General features: G+C 51.5%; 17 protein-coding genes. All 17 read left to right on the top strand.

Translation table 11 applies throughout. From position 1 onward, the window contains the following. Positions 1-189 precede the first annotated feature (189 nt). The 17 genes from B2Y11_RS03700 to B2Y11_RS03620 all read left to right on the top strand — a co-directional run bounded on the left by B2Y11_RS03700 (position 190) and on the right by B2Y11_RS03620 (position 15,365). A complete protein-coding gene (locus B2Y11_RS03700; RefSeq protein WP_291056358.1) occupies positions 190-1,257 on the top strand; it encodes a glycosyltransferase family 4 protein in 1,068 nt (355 codons plus the stop codon). A gap of 41 nt (positions 1,258-1,298) precedes the next feature. Further along, positions 1,299-2,441: a non-hydrolyzing UDP-N-acetylglucosamine 2-epimerase gene (wecB, locus tag B2Y11_RS03695; RefSeq protein ID WP_291056357.1), complete on the top strand. Its 1,143-nt coding sequence runs from the start codon at positions 1,299-1,301 to the stop codon at positions 2,439-2,441. A gap of 99 nt (positions 2,442-2,540) precedes the next feature. Beyond that, positions 2,541-2,777, top strand: a complete 237-nt coding sequence (locus B2Y11_RS03690) for an AtpZ/AtpI family protein (RefSeq protein ID WP_288265442.1) — start codon at positions 2,541-2,543, stop codon at positions 2,775-2,777. Between the two features lies 1 nt (position 2,778). After that, a complete protein-coding gene (locus B2Y11_RS03685; RefSeq protein ID WP_273097054.1) occupies positions 2,779-3,159 on the top strand; it encodes a hypothetical protein in 381 nt (126 codons plus the stop codon). A 43-nt stretch (positions 3,160-3,202) separates the two neighbouring features. After that, entirely contained in the window at positions 3,203-3,865 is a 663-nt protein-coding gene (gene atpB / locus B2Y11_RS03680) for a F0F1 ATP synthase subunit A (RefSeq protein ID WP_288265443.1), read from the top strand. Between the two features lie 127 nt (positions 3,866-3,992). Next, positions 3,993-4,244 (top strand): F0F1 ATP synthase subunit C, encoded by a 252-nt coding sequence (gene atpE, locus B2Y11_RS03675; RefSeq protein WP_288265444.1) that lies wholly within the window; start codon positions 3,993-3,995, stop codon positions 4,242-4,244. Positions 4,245-4,277: 33 nt separating this feature from the next. After that, positions 4,278-4,772, top strand: coding sequence for a F0F1 ATP synthase subunit B (gene atpF / locus B2Y11_RS03670; protein ID WP_273097052.1), 495 nt, complete (start codon positions 4,278-4,280; stop codon positions 4,770-4,772). 2 nt (positions 4,773-4,774) lie between these two features. After that, positions 4,775-5,314, top strand: a complete 540-nt coding sequence (locus B2Y11_RS03665; protein WP_288265445.1) for a F0F1 ATP synthase subunit delta — start codon at positions 4,775-4,777, stop codon at positions 5,312-5,314. Between the two features lie 19 nt (positions 5,315-5,333). Next, positions 5,334-6,875, top strand: a complete 1,542-nt coding sequence (atpA, locus tag B2Y11_RS03660; RefSeq protein WP_288265446.1) for a F0F1 ATP synthase subunit alpha — start codon at positions 5,334-5,336, stop codon at positions 6,873-6,875. Positions 6,876-6,880: 5 nt separating this feature from the next. Next, positions 6,881-7,762 (top strand): ATP synthase F1 subunit gamma, encoded by an 882-nt coding sequence (gene atpG / locus B2Y11_RS03655; protein ID WP_288265447.1) that lies wholly within the window; start codon positions 6,881-6,883, stop codon positions 7,760-7,762. 48 nt (positions 7,763-7,810) lie between these two features. Beyond that, positions 7,811-9,226, top strand: a complete 1,416-nt coding sequence (gene atpD / locus B2Y11_RS03650; protein ID WP_422652257.1) for a F0F1 ATP synthase subunit beta — start codon at positions 7,811-7,813, stop codon at positions 9,224-9,226. A gap of 3 nt (positions 9,227-9,229) precedes the next feature. Beyond that, positions 9,230-9,649 (top strand): F0F1 ATP synthase subunit epsilon, encoded by a 420-nt coding sequence (locus B2Y11_RS03645; protein ID WP_291056344.1) that lies wholly within the window; start codon positions 9,230-9,232, stop codon positions 9,647-9,649. A gap of 101 nt (positions 9,650-9,750) precedes the next feature. Then, positions 9,751-10,437: a hypothetical protein gene (locus tag B2Y11_RS03640; protein ID WP_291056342.1), complete on the top strand. Its 687-nt coding sequence runs from the start codon at positions 9,751-9,753 to the stop codon at positions 10,435-10,437. A 359-nt stretch (positions 10,438-10,796) separates the two neighbouring features. Continuing rightward, positions 10,797-11,333, top strand: coding sequence for a nitroreductase family protein (locus tag B2Y11_RS03635; protein ID WP_291056340.1), 537 nt, complete (start codon positions 10,797-10,799; stop codon positions 11,331-11,333). Positions 11,334-11,819: 486 nt separating this feature from the next. Further along, on the top strand, positions 11,820-12,143 hold the full coding sequence (gene trxA, locus B2Y11_RS03630) for a thioredoxin (protein ID WP_291056337.1): 324 nt from the start codon (positions 11,820-11,822) through the stop codon (positions 12,141-12,143). A gap of 812 nt (positions 12,144-12,955) precedes the next feature. Next, positions 12,956-13,555, top strand: coding sequence for a hypothetical protein (locus B2Y11_RS03625; protein WP_291056335.1), 600 nt, complete (start codon positions 12,956-12,958; stop codon positions 13,553-13,555). A gap of 46 nt (positions 13,556-13,601) precedes the next feature. After that, positions 13,602-15,365: a carbon starvation protein A gene (locus tag B2Y11_RS03620; RefSeq protein WP_291056332.1), complete on the top strand. Its 1,764-nt coding sequence runs from the start codon at positions 13,602-13,604 to the stop codon at positions 15,363-15,365. Positions 15,366-15,595 lie beyond the last annotated feature (230 nt).

Raw genomic sequence — 15,595 nt, 5'->3', positions numbered from 1 at the left:
ATGGGGAGACTGGCCAGAGCTATACAGAAATACTGATAAAACCGAAGCCACGGAGATAGTAATCATCGACAGTCAAATGAATTACCGAGGAAAACTTGACACTTACCCTGATTTCCTCTCTTCTTTCACAAACAGGGGCCTATGTGATAAAATAACGTAGAAGTATTGTCTTTTTTAGGAGGTGTTACGTTGTTCGCCTATGCGTTCACGTTTCTGACAGCCCTGGTGGTCACCTTTGTACTGACGCCGGTGGTGAAGAACCTGGCCATCCGTATCGGCGCCGTGGACAAGCCTGACGCCCGGAAGGTGCATCACGGCCTCATTCCGCGGCTGGGGGGGCTGGCTATTTATGCGGGCTTCATGGTTTCCGCCATTGCCACCATCGGATTTACCTATGAAATGGTGGGCATCATGCTGGGGGCTACGTTCCTGATTATCGTAGGCATTGCAGATGATGTGGTGTCCCTGCCGCCGAAGGTGAAGCTTCTGGGACAGATTATCGCAGCTGCCATTCCGGTGGTGATTTTCAACATCAACATCGACTGGATTCATATTCCCCGGCTGGGTATCATCTATCTGCCGGAAATCATTTCCCTGCCTCTTACCATTTTCTGGATTATCGGATTTATTAATACGGTGAACCTCATCGACGGTCTGGACGGGCTGGCGGCGGGGATTGCCACCATCGCCTCCATTGCCATCGCCCTTCTGGCTTTCCAGATGGGACAGTGGACGGCGGCTGCTGCCATGGTGGCCATGACCGGCGCCTGCCTGGCATTCCTGCAGTACAATTTCAACCCCGCCAAGATTTTCATGGGGGATACGGGGTCCATGTTCCTGGGCTACATCATTGCCGCCGTTTCCGTTATGGGCTCCATGAAGACTGCGGCTGCTGCGGTGCTGGTGGTGCCGCTGGTGGCGCTGGCGGTGCCTATTACGGACACGTTCCTGGCCATCATCCGGCGCAAGAGCAGCGGCGTTCCCATCTTTTCGCCGGATAAGAACCATCTCCATCACCGCCTCCTGGCCAAGGGGCTCACCCAGAAGCAGGTGGTGCTCATTATGTATGCGCTCACCGCCTTTTTCTCCTGCGTGGCGCTGCTGGTGATTCATCTGCGTACGCTCATGGGCATTGCCATCGTGGTGATTGCGCTCATTCTTTTCATCCTCTGGGCCAGAAAGCTGGGGGTTATGAAGGAAATCGTTCCTTCTCCCTACCAGATGGAGCATAAGAAGGATAAAAAAGAAGAAAAGTGAATTTCATTTCTTTGAAATGTATTAAATAAAGAGGGTATAGTATGAAAGTAATGACCATTTTCGGCACCAGGCCGGAAGCCATCAAGATGGCCCCTGTTGTCAGGGCGCTTCTGAAGCACAAGGAAATCGAAACGAAGGTATGCCTCACGGCTCAGCACCGTGAAATGCTGGATCAGGTGGTGGATCTTTTCGACCTTCCTGTGGACTATGATCTGGACATCATGAAGAGCGGCCAGACGCTCTATGACATTACCGCCCGGGTGCTCCGGGGGCTGGAGGATGTGCTGAAGCGGGAAAAGCCGGACTATGTACTGGTGCACGGCGATACCACCACCACCTTTACGGCGGCGCTGGCTGCTTTCTACCAGCAGATTAAAGTGGGCCACGTGGAGGCGGGCCTGCGGACGGGAAATCTTCTTTCCCCCTATCCGGAGGAGGCGAACCGCCAGCTCACCGGCGTTCTTTCTAATGTGAACTTTGCGCCTACGGAAACGGCAAGGGGAAATTTGCTTCGCGAGAACAAGAAGGACAGCTCCATTTTCGTAGTAGGAAATACGGTTATCGACGCCCTTCTCAATACGGTGAAGAAGGATTACCATTTCGAGGATCCGGAAATCGAAGCCATTGAGGAACATAAACGGGTGATTCTTGTCACCACCCACCGCCGCGAGAATCTGGGGGACCCCATGCACCATGTATACCGGGCCCTGCGCCGTCTGGTGGAAGCGGTTCCGGATACGGAAGTGGTATTCCCGGTTCATAGAAATCCTCTGGTGCGGGAAGCGGTTTCCGAGGAACTGGAAGGGGTGCCGGGTATCCATCTGGTGGAACCTATGGAATACGAACCTTTCACAAATCTCATGGCCAGAAGCGCCATCGTCCTCACCGATTCCGGCGGAATCCAGGAGGAAGCGCCCAGCCTTGGCAAACCGGTGCTGGTGCTCCGGGATACCACAGAGCGTCCGGAAGCGGTGGAAGCAGGCACTGTCCGCTTGGTAGGCACCGATGAGGAGAAGGTTTTCGAAACAGCCTACAAACTTCTTACCGATGAAAAAGAATACAAATCCATGGCGGAAGCGGTGAATCCCTACGGCGACGGCCGCTCGGCAGAACGCATTGTGGACGCGCTTTTGTGGATTGAAGGAATTAGTGACAAAAAACCTACTAAATTTATAGCCAAGTGACAATGGTTATGGTATACTGAGACAGTATAAACGCAAGTTGTGTTTAACGTGCCCATTTTTGTAAGTGCAAACCCGGCCTGTCCGGTAGGGTGGAGAGACATGGAAAAAAGGAAGGATTCGAAGAAAGCACCCGATGATTTTGATCCGCTGCACAGCATTGCAGTGGCGTCAGGCGCCGGCATCACCCTTCTCGTTTCCATCGGCATCGGCCTCTGGCTGGGGCTGAAATGTGACGAATACCTGGGGACTTCTCCCTTTGGCATTATCATTTTCTCCATTGTAGGAGCCATGTCCGGCATGTATTCGGTGATTAAACAGATTTTGGGAAAGAAATAGCATGAAATTTGATCTTACATTTCCAACCTATGCAGCCCGCATGACCAGGTTTCTCCTTGTATTTCTCATCGTCGGCACAGGAATCCTCTTTGCGTGGAAGGGCTGGACCTACGGCGCTGCCTGGGCCCTGGGGACTCTTTTCCATATACTTTTCTATAAATTAATGGTGGTCAAGTTTAACCAGTGGGTTAAAGCTGAAAGGGAGCCGGAGTTTATTGGACAGCATCTATTCATATTCACTACAATGCGGTTCATTCTGGAAATACTTTGCGCCCTGGCGGTGGTATTCAGCCCGCTGGATATACTGGCCTTTTTAGGTGGCTTACTTACACTGCCCGTCGCGACTCTGGCAGAGCGCGTGGTCGGTTTAATTAAGGAATAGGGACTTTTTCTTGACATCCTTGTAAGAGAGAGGGGGTGAGATTATGCATCTGCACACAGGTACACACGTTGTAGAGCAGCTTTTCGGCATGTCTGTGAATATGGACACGATTTTTACCACATGGCTTTCAGCCCTTATCGTTTTCATCCTTGTCTTTGCTGCTACCCGGGGCAAATCACTGATTCCCGGCGGCTGGCAGAACGTGGTAGAAATGGTGATTGAAGGTTTGTGCAGCCAGTTTGACAGCAACCTTGGCAGCAAATACCGTCAGGTGGCGAATGTTCTTCTGACATTCTTCCTGTTTATCTTCACAGCCAACCAGATTGGCCTTCTGCCTACAGAACACCTGACTGCTTCTCCGACCAATGATGTAAATACCACATTAGGCCTGGCTATTGCCAGCTCCCTGATCCTTCACTTCTATTTCATCAAGAATAAGGGCGTGGGACATTGGCTGAAGCACTTCTTCGAACCGTTCCCGGTTTTCGTGGTCATGAACCTGATTGAAGAGATTGCAAGGCCGGTTACGCTGGCTATGCGTCTATTCGGCAACATCCTGGCCGGTGAAATCCTGCTGGAAATTCTGTATTTCCTCTGCCCGTGGTTCGTACCTATGATCTGGATCGCCTTCAGCTTGTTTGTCGGTCTGGTTCAGGCATACATTTTCACCACCCTGGCTTCCGTGTACATGAAGGAAAGCCTCTAATCTTCGGTGGAGCAGAGCGCCGCTCTTTATCAAACGGTACGGCACCGCCCGTCCAAACGGTTTGTCAATCTAACGGTACCGGCCGTCTCCGGAAATATTTAAGTGATTCTCAGGAGGAATTATTATTATGGATCAGACAATCGTCGCACAGTATTCTCTTATCGCAGCAGCAGTTATTGCCGCAGTAGCCGCTATCGCAGCTGCTTTCTCCGACTCCAAGGCAGCTTCCCATGCTCTCGAAGGCATGACCCGTCAGCCTGAAATGGCAGGCAAGCTTTTCACCAACATGCTGGTTGCCATCGGCCTTATCGAATCTATCCCGATTATTGCTATCGTTATCGCTCTGGTTCTCGTATTCGCTAACCCATTCCTTAAATAATATTATCCAATATTAACTTAAGGAGGGATCGAATTGGTAGAACTGAATGGTACACTGCTGATTCAGATCATCAACTTCGTTATTCTGTGTGCAATTCTTGGTCATTTCTGCTATAAACCGGTACTGAAAGTTCTTGATGAACGTAAGAACCGAATTAAGAATGATCTGGACTCCGCTGCCGCATCCAAGGCAGACGCTGAAAAGCTGAAGGAATCCTATGAAGAACAGCTCCGCGATGCACAGGCTAAAGCCCAGGAAATTGTGGACAAGGCTGTAAAAGAAGCCAAAGTCCAGGCCGATGCCCAGATTAAAGAAGCTCATGCCGCTATTGAAAAGGAAAAGGAAAACGCAACCAAACAGATCGAGAGAGAACGCAAGGATGCTCTCGAAGAATTGAAATCTCAGGTTGCCGGCCTTTCCTGCGAAATTGCAGCTAAGATCATCAGCAAAAATATGACGCCGGAAGCTAACGACCGGCTGATTGCGGAAAGCATCGCCAAGCTGGGTGCCCGCAAAGCAGGTAAGTAATCATGGATAAGAACGTAATCCTTGCGAAAAAGTACGGACGTGCTATCTATGAGATCGCTGCCCAGCAGAACAGCTTGAAACAGACAGAAGAAGATCTGGTGCTGATTGCAGACGCTATCCGCAAAAATCAGAACCTCAAGGATTTTCTGAATCATCCTCTGCTTTCCAGGGATGTCAAGAAAGATACGTTAACAAAACTCTTTGCAGACAAGGTACAGCCGGTTGTCCTGCAATTCTGCTACGTGGTTATGGACAGAGACCGTTTCGATGTATTCCCCATGATGGTGGACTACTACGTAACCCAAGCCCATCAGGGCCTGGGCGTCGAAGAAGCAGTGGTAACATCTGCCCTTCCGCTCAGCAAGTCTCAGGCTGAAACGCTGAAGGAAAAACTTTCCGCCATGACCGGCAAAAAGATTCTCCTGAAGCAGAAAGTGGATGCAGCCCTGATCGGCGGATTCACCGTACAGGTGGGCGACCGCCTCATCGATGGCTCCGTGGCCAGATCCCTGCAGACACTGAAAGCGAAAATGATGCAATAATTGAGGTGACTTATAGGAAATGAAAATCAGTTCAGATGAAATCACATCTGTCATTAAAAAACAGATTGAAAACTACAAAGTAGACCTCAATGTCGATGAAGTTGGTACAGTCCTTGAAGTCGGCGACGGCATTGCCCATGTCTATGGCCTGCAGAACTGCATGGCCGGCGAACTCCTTGAACTGCCGAACGGCGTTTACGGAATGGCGCTGAACCTGGAAGAAAGCAACGTAGGTGCCGTACTTCTTGGTAAGTCCGAAACCATTAAGGAAGGGGACACTGTTAAAAGAACAGGCCACCTCATGCAGGTACCGGTAGGCGACGCAGTTATCGGCCGCGTTGTTAACGCACTGGGCCAGCCGATTGATGGCAAAGGCGAAATCAAAACCGACGAATTCCGCGACATTGAAATCAAAGCACCGGGCATTGCCGACAGACAGCCGGTTAATGTTCCTCTGCAGACAGGTCTTAAAGCTATCGACTCCATGGTTCCTATCGGAAGAGGCCAGCGTGAACTTATCATTGGCGACCGCGGCACCGGTAAGACAGCCATCGGCATTGATACCATTCTGAACCAGAAGGGTCAGAACGTCATTTGTATTTACGTATCCATCGGCCAGAAGAACTCCAACGTTGTTCGTGTATACGAAAAACTGAAGTCCGCAGGCGCCATGGATTACTCCATCATCGTCCATGCAGGCGCATCCGAAGGCTCCCCGATGCAGTACCTGGCACCGTACTCCGGTGTCTCCATCGCCGAACACTTCATGCACCAGGGCAAAGACGTCCTCATTATTTATGATGACCTCTCCAAGCACGCCGTAGCATACCGTGCCATGTCCCTGCTGCTCCGCCGTCCACCGGGACGTGAAGCATACCCTGGCGATGTATTCTATCTGCATTCCAGACTGCTGGAACGTGCAGCCCGCCTCTCCAAAGACCTGGGCGGCGGCTCCATTACAGCACTCCCGATCATTGAAACCCTGGCAGGCGACGTAGGCGCCTACATTCCGACCAACGTTATTTCCATTACCGACGGCCAGATCTATCTGGAAACCGCACTCTTCTACTCCGGTATCCGTCCGGCAATCAACGTAGGCCTTTCCGTATCCCGTGTAGGCGGCTCCGCCCAGATCAAAGCCATGAAGCAGGTAGCCGGCACCCTCCGTCTGGACCTTGCCCAGTACAGAGAACTGGCAGCCTTCGCACAGTTCGGAAGCGACCTGGATCCGGCCACCAAGGCACAGATCGACCGCGGCCAGAGAACCACCGAAGTCCTCAAACAGCCGCAGTACTCCCCGTACCCCGTCGAAGACCAGGTACAGGCCATCTACGTAGCAGTTAAAGGCTACCTCGATGACATCGGTGTAGATGAAGTCGTAGACTTCGAACACCAGATCCTTGCATTCCTCCACAGCAGCCATCCGGAAATCGGCGAAGACATCGTGAAGAACAAGAAACTGACCGATGAAAACGAAGAAAGACTGAAGGCCGCTATTGTTGAATTCAAAGAACGCTACAACGCTAACAAAGCTGAAAAGTCTGACAAGGTAGAGGGGTGATCTGATTGGAAAGTACGCGTGATATAAAAGGGCGCATTAAATCTGTCACCAACATCCAGCAGATCACAAAAGCAATGAAGATGGTTGCCGCTGCCCGCCTGCGTAAAGCAGAAGAAAAGGCAAACGGCTCCCGTCCCTATGCTGAAAAAATCGGAGAGCTCCTGCGCCGTGCTTCTTCGGTAACACCCGGTTTTACCAGCCCCCTCCTTCGGGAAGGCGAAGTAAAGAAGGTCGGATATCTCGTCATCAGCGCAGATAAAGGCCTTGCCGGTGCTTATAACTCCAACGTTATGAAGCAGACCATGCACGAAATCTCCGGTAAGGATCGTTCTACCTATGCACTTTATGTGTGCGGCAAACAGGGTAAAAACTACCTCAAATTCCGCGGGTATGATCTTGACTCCTATCACTTCGGATTTTCAGATAAACCTCAGGCCCAGGACTCCATCGACGTAGCCAAGGAAATGGTTGACTACTTCGTAAAGGAAGAAGTGGACGAAGTTTATATTATTTACACCAGATTTATCACCGCCCTCCGCCAGCAGGTCAGGGTAGAGAAACTTCTCCCTATCCAGAACCCCACAGGCGCAGCCGGTGAGGAAGCAGGAAAAGCAGAAGCTGCAGAAGAAGAACCCTATATTTTCCTTCCCGACGCCGCATCCGTCCTTTCCAAACTGCTTCCTGAATATGTACAGGTCCAGGTTTACAACGCCATGCTCCAGTCTGCCGCTTCCGAACTGGGAAGCCGAATGGCTGCTATGTCCGCTGCTACCGACAACGCTACCGAAAGAATCGCCGACCTCAACCTTACGTACAACAAAGCACGCCAGGCCCAGGTTACCAACGAAATTTCCGAAATTGTCGGCGGTGCAGCTGCGCTGGAATAACCTATATCGATTAAGGAGGAATGCTTCTTCATGGCAAATGAACAGGAGATGCAGGTAGGTAAAGTCGTTCAGGTCATCGGCGCCGTAGTCGATATCGCCTTCGACGATGACAAAGAACTTCCTGCCATCTATAATGCAATCCATGTAAAAGACGACAAAGGCAGCGTTCCTGTAGATGTTATCTGTGAAACCATGCAGCACCTCGGCGACGGCGTAGTCCGTGCCGTAGCCATGAGCTCCACAGATGGCATGGTACGTGGAATGAAAGCTGTCGACACCGGCCGTGCAATTGCCACCCCGGTAGGCGACGGCGTCCTTGGACGTATTTTCAACGTATTAGGCCAGACAGTAGACAAAGACCCCACACCGGTCAAAGCAAAAGACTACTGGCCCATTCACCGTCAGGCACCGGCCTTCAAAGACCAGTCCCCGGCAGCTGAAATTTTCGAAACCGGCATCAAAGTCGTAGACCTTATCTGCCCATACGCAAAAGGCGGTAAAGTAGGTCTGTTCGGCGGTGCAGGCGTAGGCAAAACAGTCCTCATTCAGGAACTGATTCACAACGTAGCATCCGAACATAACGGCTGCTCCGTATTCTGCGGCGTAGGCGAACGTACCCGTGAAGGCAACGACCTCTGGGGCGAAATGAAAGACTCCGGCGTATTGAACAAGGTAGCCCTTGTATACGGTCAGATGAACGAACCGCCGGGAGCTCGTATGAGAGTAGCCCTCACCGGCCTCACCATGGCAGAATACTTCCGTGATAAAGAACACCAGGACGTACTTCTCTTCGTAGATAACATTTTCCGTTTCGTACAGGCAGGCTCCGAAGTATCCGCCCTCTTGGGCCGTATGCCATCTGCCGTAGGTTACCAGCCAACCCTGGCCACCGATATCGGCGAACTGCAGGAACGAATCACCTCTACCAAAGAAGGCTCCATTACATCCGTACAGGCAGTCTATGTACCGGCCGATGACCTCACCGACCCGGCTCCGGCAGGCGTATTCACCCATCTGGATGCTACCACCGTACTGAACCGTTCCATTGCAGAACTGGGTATCTATCCGGCCGTTGACCCCCTGGACTCCACTTCCCGTATCCTTGACCCGAACGTCCTCGGCAAAGAACACTACGAAGTAGCCCGCGGCGTACAGGCTATCCTCCAGCGCTACAAAGAACTGCAGGATATCATCGCCATCCTCGGTATGGAAGAACTTTCCGACGACGACAAAGTCATCGTTGCCCGCGCAAGAAAGATCCAGAGATTCCTGTCTCAGCCATTCTTCGTAGCTGAACAGTTCACCGGTTCCCCGGGAAGATATGTACCGCTGAAAGAAACCATCAGAGGCTTCAAGGAAATCCTTGCAGGCGAGCATGATGATATGCCGGAAGGTGCATTCTATATGGTGGGCACCATTGATGAAGCAATCGAAAAGGCTGAAAAGATGAAGAAAGGGGAATAAGCCATGGCTGATACCCTTACTAATCCTATGCACGTGGAAGTCATCAGTCCCGACGGCGCCATCTACAAAGATGACGGCGTAGACATGGTGGTTGCCCGTGCGGAAGATGGCGAATTCGCTGTCATGAAACGCCACCTTCCCCTTGCTGCCGCCCTTACCATGTGCGTAGTGCGCGTGAAGAAAGGCGACCAGGAGGAACGCATTGCTGTATTTGGCGGATTCCTTGAAACCAAGAACAGCAAAGTCAATGTCATCGCACCGCTGGCCGAACTGGCGGAAAACATTGACGTAGCCCGTGCCCAGGCGGCTAAGAAACGCGCCGAAGACAGACTGGCCCATCGCACCGAAGAAATCGATGTGGACCGTGCCAGACTGGCCCTCATGCGTGCCCTTGTCCGTCTCTCCGCAACAAAAAGTCTCTAATTCCTGAAAAAGAGCTGCTGAATGAAAATCCGGCAGCTCTTTTTTCATGTCCTCCATTCCCCTTTTATGGTAAGATGAAGAAAACAGAAAGGAGAAAAACCATGAAAAAAATCATCGCCATCCTCACTGCTTTCTTCCTCCTGCTTGCTGCAGCTCCTTCCAGGGCAGACTACACCGAATGGAAGGACAGCACCTACGACTTTACGAAAAATGCAGCCATCTACATCGGAGAAATGGACACCTCCGCCATAGCTGACATCAGTCCGGCAGGAGAATGGAAACGGAAGGAAACATTCTACCAAAAACTTTCCAAAGTAAAAAGCCCCCGCCTCCTCCTTCCCTCTCCCAAACCCCGGGGCACACTGGAATCCACTGAAAAAACAGAAGACGCCATCATAGAGGACAGGGACACCGCCATCCCCGGGAAAGCTCTCGCCAGCGGCGCCGCCATCTACATCCAGCCCCGCCTCACCGCCTGGCAGGTAGACTCCTACCTGGTGCCCGCCCATGCGGAATGGAGAGAAACCGAAGTCCGGGATGCATGGCGGGATAAAGACGGAAACTGGCACGAATACTACCGCACCGTTACCTACCCCGAATACGTGCCCAACTACTGGGTACCCTATGCAGAAGTTACAGTCACCTTCGAATGGTATGACACCAAAACAGGAAACCTCATCGCCTCCAGCGAAGACAGCCGCACCAGAGGAGCCGAAAGCAACCCCGAAAACCTTTACGGCCGGATCATCGACCGGTTCATTAAGAATATGAAAAAGACAGTAAGGTAGAGGGCTGGTGGATTAGTGGGACAGTGAGACAGTGGGACAGTGGGACAGATAGCCGCTGCCCGCTGGGAGACATGGGACTGTCAGATAATCTGACGGTCAGACGGACCGGAGCCTTCCTGCCGACAGGGTGGTCTAAGGACCTTTCATACACCCTTGTTAGACAACCTGCCGCCGAAGGCGGCTGCAACCTTCGGGCCCGAAGGGCCCGTCCCCTTTGGTAGCTGCGCCACCACCTTCCCTAAAGCGGTGGGACAATAAATGGGGGGACCCTCTGCACCCGGGCCGCAAAGCGGCCCATTTATGGTATAATAAAAGCAAGAAAGAATCAGGTGAACGCATATATAAAAGGAGGAAGAACCATGGACGAAATTTTCAGAAGAGGCACCTGCCGGTATTTTAAGGAAAAGACACCGGTGCCGGACGAAGACCTTCTTACCCTGGTAAAGGCAGGCATGCAGGCCAGGGCCGTGGGCAACCAGAAATCCCGGGATTTCATCATCGTTACCAGAGAAGACCTGGTCAAAGCCATTTCCCACAACAGCATTATCGCCGGCCCTGCCCGTAAGGCATCTGCAGCCATTGTCATCGTGGGCAAGAAAGATGGCATTTCCTTCCCCGAAGAATGGACCTTCGACTGCGCCGCAGCCGCCCAGAATATCCTGATCGAAGCGGAACATCTGGAACTCTCCACCCTCTGGATGCAGGTATACCCCTATCAGGATAGAAAAGTGCACCTGGACCATATCCTGGACATCCCCGATGAACTGGATCCCTTCTGCATCATTGCCGTAGGTTATGCGGACAAGAAACCGGTACGCCTCAACCGCTACGACGAAGACGCCGTATTCCTTGACCTCTACGGAAGCCATAAGAAGACCGTATACACCGGGAAATGAGACTGATTCATTCATAGAGCCTGCTTTCATAAGGATTTTTATGCACTGCTTCGTCATGGAATCCCTTGCATAGTGCAATAATGCAAGGATGAAAGCAGATAACGATTTAATCCACGATTCCCTGGTTGTCTTATTCATAAGACAAAAGATGGGCCATATTGTATTCTCTATGAAACAATATGGCCCTGTTTTTGTCTTATCCATAAGACAAAGTATGAGATTTTCATGCATGGGATGCAGTGGAATGGCGGGAAGGTCATTCCATAACGCCTTGCCCACCCCTGTCTAAGGGGTGGGGGCGAGAGCAGCGAGCCAAAAGGGGGCAGCCGCGAAGTGGTTTATAAAATACATTGCCAACGGCAATCCACAACCCTTTGAACACTCTGTACCCGGGCCGCAAAACGGCCCCTTTCCCCATTTGACAGTCTGTGTTATAATAAATACATCGAATAAGTTAAATATGAAATTTTTAAAAGGAGAGAACCTATGATTACAGAAATCCACAGCAATGAACAGTTTGATACAGAAATCACAAACCACAAAGGCTACAGCCTCATCGATTTCTGGGCTACCTGGTGCGGCCCCTGCCGTATGATGGCTCCGGTGCTGGAAAACGCAGAAAAGGTGCTGGGCGACAAAATCCACTTCTGCAAGGTGGATGTAGATGAACTGCAGGAACTGGCAGGCCGGTTCGACATCATGTCCATCCCCACCATCATTCTCTTCAAGGACGGGGAAGAAGTGAACCGCATGATCGGCGCCGTGCCGCAGGAAGAATTTATCAGCCAGCTGGAAAACATGATGGCATAAGGCATAGGCCTTTCGGGAGGACTGCACAGGCAGTCCTCCTTTTTTATTATGTGAAATAATTAAAGAAGGTATTTGTATAACTGGATTTCAAAATTTGTTTATAAAAAATTATTTCAAAAAAGGCTTGCAACTTGGAAAAAAGATGATATAATAAGTACATAAGTTGACCGACGGTCAACTTAGAGCAAGGCGGCGGATTTCCCGATTCAAATCCCCATGAAGAAAGGAAAGCCCGCTGCTGTGCAGAAAAAGGAGGTGCGTTGATTCTTATCATTTTTACCTTGGATTTTCTTGATAATAATTTACCCTCTCTCCAAAAACCTGCTGGTTTCCCCGCCAGCAGGTTTTTTTATTGCCTTCATGCAGTACTAAATGATAATGAATCAGAGTCAAAACGTACTGGGATAAAGTTTCCTGCCGGAATGATTAACCATTGCGTATCACCACAATAGGAAACCCTTGGCGAATCCTTTCTTGCTGGTGTGAGAAACTGTGCTTCCAGGCTGCCCCGTCATTTCGAGGGTCGGAAGCGGAGTCGAGAAATCTCCGGTCGGGAGGTTTCCTGTCGGAATGAATAACCATTGCGTATCACCTCAGTAGGAAACCCCTTGCAAACAGTTTCCTGTCGGAATGCTCCACCATTGCTGTTCACCTCAATAGGAAACTTCCCACCCAAAAGCGCACTGTATTTTTCTTTCTACCAGCTATAAGTATCTTCTATTATGAAAAAGAGGAAATAAATGGTATATTTTAGTGAGCATCATCTAATGATTCTATTTTCACATGACATTTTATTATGAAAGGAGGGGCTCATGGGAAGAGATGAAGCGGTGGAGAGGCTGCTGTCGGGGTACCGGCGGTATTACACCATTACCCGCTTTGATGGAGTAAGGGAGGAAGAAGCCCGTGGACTGGCGGAGGCCGGCCACTTACAGAAGCCTTTCTTTTCAGGGGGATCCGAGCTTTCGGCGGTGTGTGAGTATTATGAACAGGGGGAGAAATATTTCCTCTTTCATTCCGCCCAGCTTTGGTCGACGGCCCAGGAGGAGTTTATTTTCCTCTTCAAGGTGCCCCGTCTTACCCTGGCAGTATTCCGGGAGCTTTCGGAGTATGCCTACGAGGCGGGCATGGATATGGCTCACATCGGGCCGGGCCATATGTATACCTATATTTCACCTCTCTTTATCTGTGATTCCATAGATGAGGAGGCCCGGAAGGCATTGGAGAAGTGCCATCGTTACAAATCCTTCCGGTTTTCATTTCACGGATGGATGGAATTCCATGCAGGAGCATTGGAGCTTACAGGCGGTCACTTCTATTTCAACCGCGCAGGAAGGTGCATGGAAAAGGGATTGAGAAAAGTTTTTGCTGATTATCCGCTTCCCCAAAGGGGTATGAAAGCGGATGCCTGATGTTGACCGGTAATCCGGTACTGTCCTTGCGAAAGGGGGACCTTTTATGAATACCCTTGCGTTATTGGCTGTATGCCTGGTGATTCTCTTATGCGGCTACATTTTCTACGGCCGCTGGCTGGTGAAGCAGTGGGGCGTAGGAAAGGGAGACATTCCCACCCCTGCCCATACCATGGAAGACGGCGTGGACTATGTGCCTGCCAAGGCGCCTGTGCTCATGGGCCATCATTTTTCGTCCATTGCCGGCGCCGGCCCTATTACAGGCCCTATCGGCGCTGCCATGTTCGGCTGGCTGCCGGTAACCCTGTGGGTGCTGGTGGGCGGTATCTTCTTCGGCGGCGTCCATGACTTCGGTGCCCTCTTTGCCTCGGTCCGGCACAACGGGCAGTCCATTGGCGAAATCATTTCCGCCAATATGTCCAAAAGGGCAAAGCAGCTTTTTATCATTTTCTCTTACCTCACCCTGATCCTGGTGGTGGCTGCCTTTGCGGCCATCGTGGCTTCCACCTTCGGCGCCGTCTATGAAAACGGCGTGGTGAATGAAGCAAAGAGTGCCACCCAGGCGTCCGTAGCCATGGTATCCCTGCTCTTTATCGCTGTAGCCATTGTCTTCGGCTTTGCGGTATATCGCCGACACACCGGCATGGTGGCTTCCACCATCCTTGGCGTAGGCGCCATTGTCCTCTGCATGGCCATCGGCATGAATTTCCATCCCTTCTATTTTTCCACCCATACCTGGATGTGGCTCATCGGCCTTTACATTACCATTGCCTCCGTCACTCCCGTATGGATTCTTCTGCAGCCAAGGGATTACCTGTCCTCCTTCCTGCTCTACGCCATGCTCATCGTGGCCATTGTAGGCATTGTAGGAGCCCATCCGGATATTAATCCGGACCTTTTCCCGGCTTACACCGGATTTTCCGTGGATAATGGAAACGGTACCCAGTACCTGTTCCCCATCCTTTTCACCACCGTAGCCTGCGGCGCTATTTCCGGTTTCCATTCCCTCGTTTCCTCCGGCACTACCTCCAAGCAGCTGGATAAAGAATCCGATGCCAAGCCCATTGCCTATGGCGGCATGCTGCTGGAATGCGTACTGGCCATCATTACCCTCTGCGCCATTGCCTACGCCAGAGAAACAGGCCATGTGAAAGGGGCTACCGATATTTTTGCCGGCGGCATTGCAGCCATGATCGGCGCCATTCCGGGACTGAAATCCATGGAAAGCAGCATGTACACCCTCCTGGTGCTCACCTACTCCGCATTCTGCCTCACCTCCCTTGATACCGCCACCCGTCTGGCCCGCTTCATGTTCCAGGAATTCTGGCTGGAACCGGGACAGACACCGAAAGACATTGATGGCAGCTTCAAGAAACTGATGGTGAACCCCTACTTTGCCACCATCCTCACCGTTATCCTGGGCGTGCTCCTGGGCATGGGAGGATTCATGAAAATCTGGGGCCTCTTCGGCGCAGCCAACCAGCTCCTGGCAGGCATCGGCCTTCTGGCAGTAGCCACCTGGCTGGGGAACGCAGGAAAGAACAATAAAATGTTCCTCATCCCCATGACCTTCATGATGATCGTCACCCTGAGCTCCCTGGTCATCATCGTAAGAAACCAGATCCTCATGATTATGAAGGGCGCCACCGACTGGGGCCCCTATGCCCAGGCCGGCATCGGCATCCTCCTCATCGGCCTGGCCCTGGAACTGGCGGTAGAAGGCTATCGCACCATTATCCATCAGAGAAAACAGGCAAAGCTGGAAAAGACAGCAGAAATCCCTGCCAATCTGGATGAAATGGAAGACTAATGGTAGAAATCAAAGCAGCGGAACCGGAAGGAACGCTGCTTTTTTATGTGGGAAATAGCGGGCTGGTGAGGTAGTGAGCTGGTGGACTGGTGGGCTGGTGAGCTAGGGAGACAGTGGGACAGTGAAACAGGGGGGACTGGGGATTGGGGAATGGTGAATGAGGGGCTGTCCGCTTACCGATGGCCGTTTTCTTCCCGCCTCCCACAGTCATCCTCGTATAGTATGTGTAG

Source organism: Dialister sp. UBA1703 (genome assembly GCA_002320515.1).
GTDB lineage: Bacteria > Bacillota > Negativicutes > Veillonellales > Dialisteraceae > Dialister.
This window is presented reverse-complemented; position numbering and strand designations above follow the sequence as displayed.

Bases quoted from the DNA above. Each gene is read 5' to 3' on its own strand.
- wecB (WP_291056357.1), top strand. From the start codon at position 1,299: ATGAAAGTAATGACCATTTTCGGCACCAGGCCGGAAGCCATCAAGATG.
- B2Y11_RS03690 (WP_288265442.1), top strand. From the start codon at position 2,541: ATGGAAAAAAGGAAGGATTCGAAGAAAGCACCCGATGATTTTGATCCG.
- B2Y11_RS03685 (WP_273097054.1), top strand. From the start codon at position 2,779: ATGAAATTTGATCTTACATTTCCAACCTATGCAGCCCGCATGACCAGG.
- atpB (WP_288265443.1), top strand. From the start codon at position 3,203: ATGCATCTGCACACAGGTACACACGTTGTAGAGCAGCTTTTCGGCATG.
- atpE (WP_288265444.1), top strand. From the start codon at position 3,993: ATGGATCAGACAATCGTCGCACAGTATTCTCTTATCGCAGCAGCAGTT.
- B2Y11_RS03665 (WP_288265445.1), top strand. From the start codon at position 4,775: ATGGATAAGAACGTAATCCTTGCGAAAAAGTACGGACGTGCTATCTAT.
- atpA (WP_288265446.1), top strand. From the start codon at position 5,334: ATGAAAATCAGTTCAGATGAAATCACATCTGTCATTAAAAAACAGATT.
- atpD (WP_422652257.1), top strand. From the start codon at position 7,811: ATGCAGGTAGGTAAAGTCGTTCAGGTCATCGGCGCCGTAGTCGATATC.
- B2Y11_RS03645 (WP_291056344.1), top strand. From the start codon at position 9,230: ATGGCTGATACCCTTACTAATCCTATGCACGTGGAAGTCATCAGTCCC.
- B2Y11_RS03640 (WP_291056342.1), top strand. From the start codon at position 9,751: ATGAAAAAAATCATCGCCATCCTCACTGCTTTCTTCCTCCTGCTTGCT.
- B2Y11_RS03635 (WP_291056340.1), top strand. From the start codon at position 10,797: ATGGACGAAATTTTCAGAAGAGGCACCTGCCGGTATTTTAAGGAAAAG.
- trxA (WP_291056337.1), top strand. From the start codon at position 11,820: ATGATTACAGAAATCCACAGCAATGAACAGTTTGATACAGAAATCACA.
- B2Y11_RS03625 (WP_291056335.1), top strand. From the start codon at position 12,956: ATGGGAAGAGATGAAGCGGTGGAGAGGCTGCTGTCGGGGTACCGGCGG.
- B2Y11_RS03620 (WP_291056332.1), top strand. From the start codon at position 13,602: ATGAATACCCTTGCGTTATTGGCTGTATGCCTGGTGATTCTCTTATGC.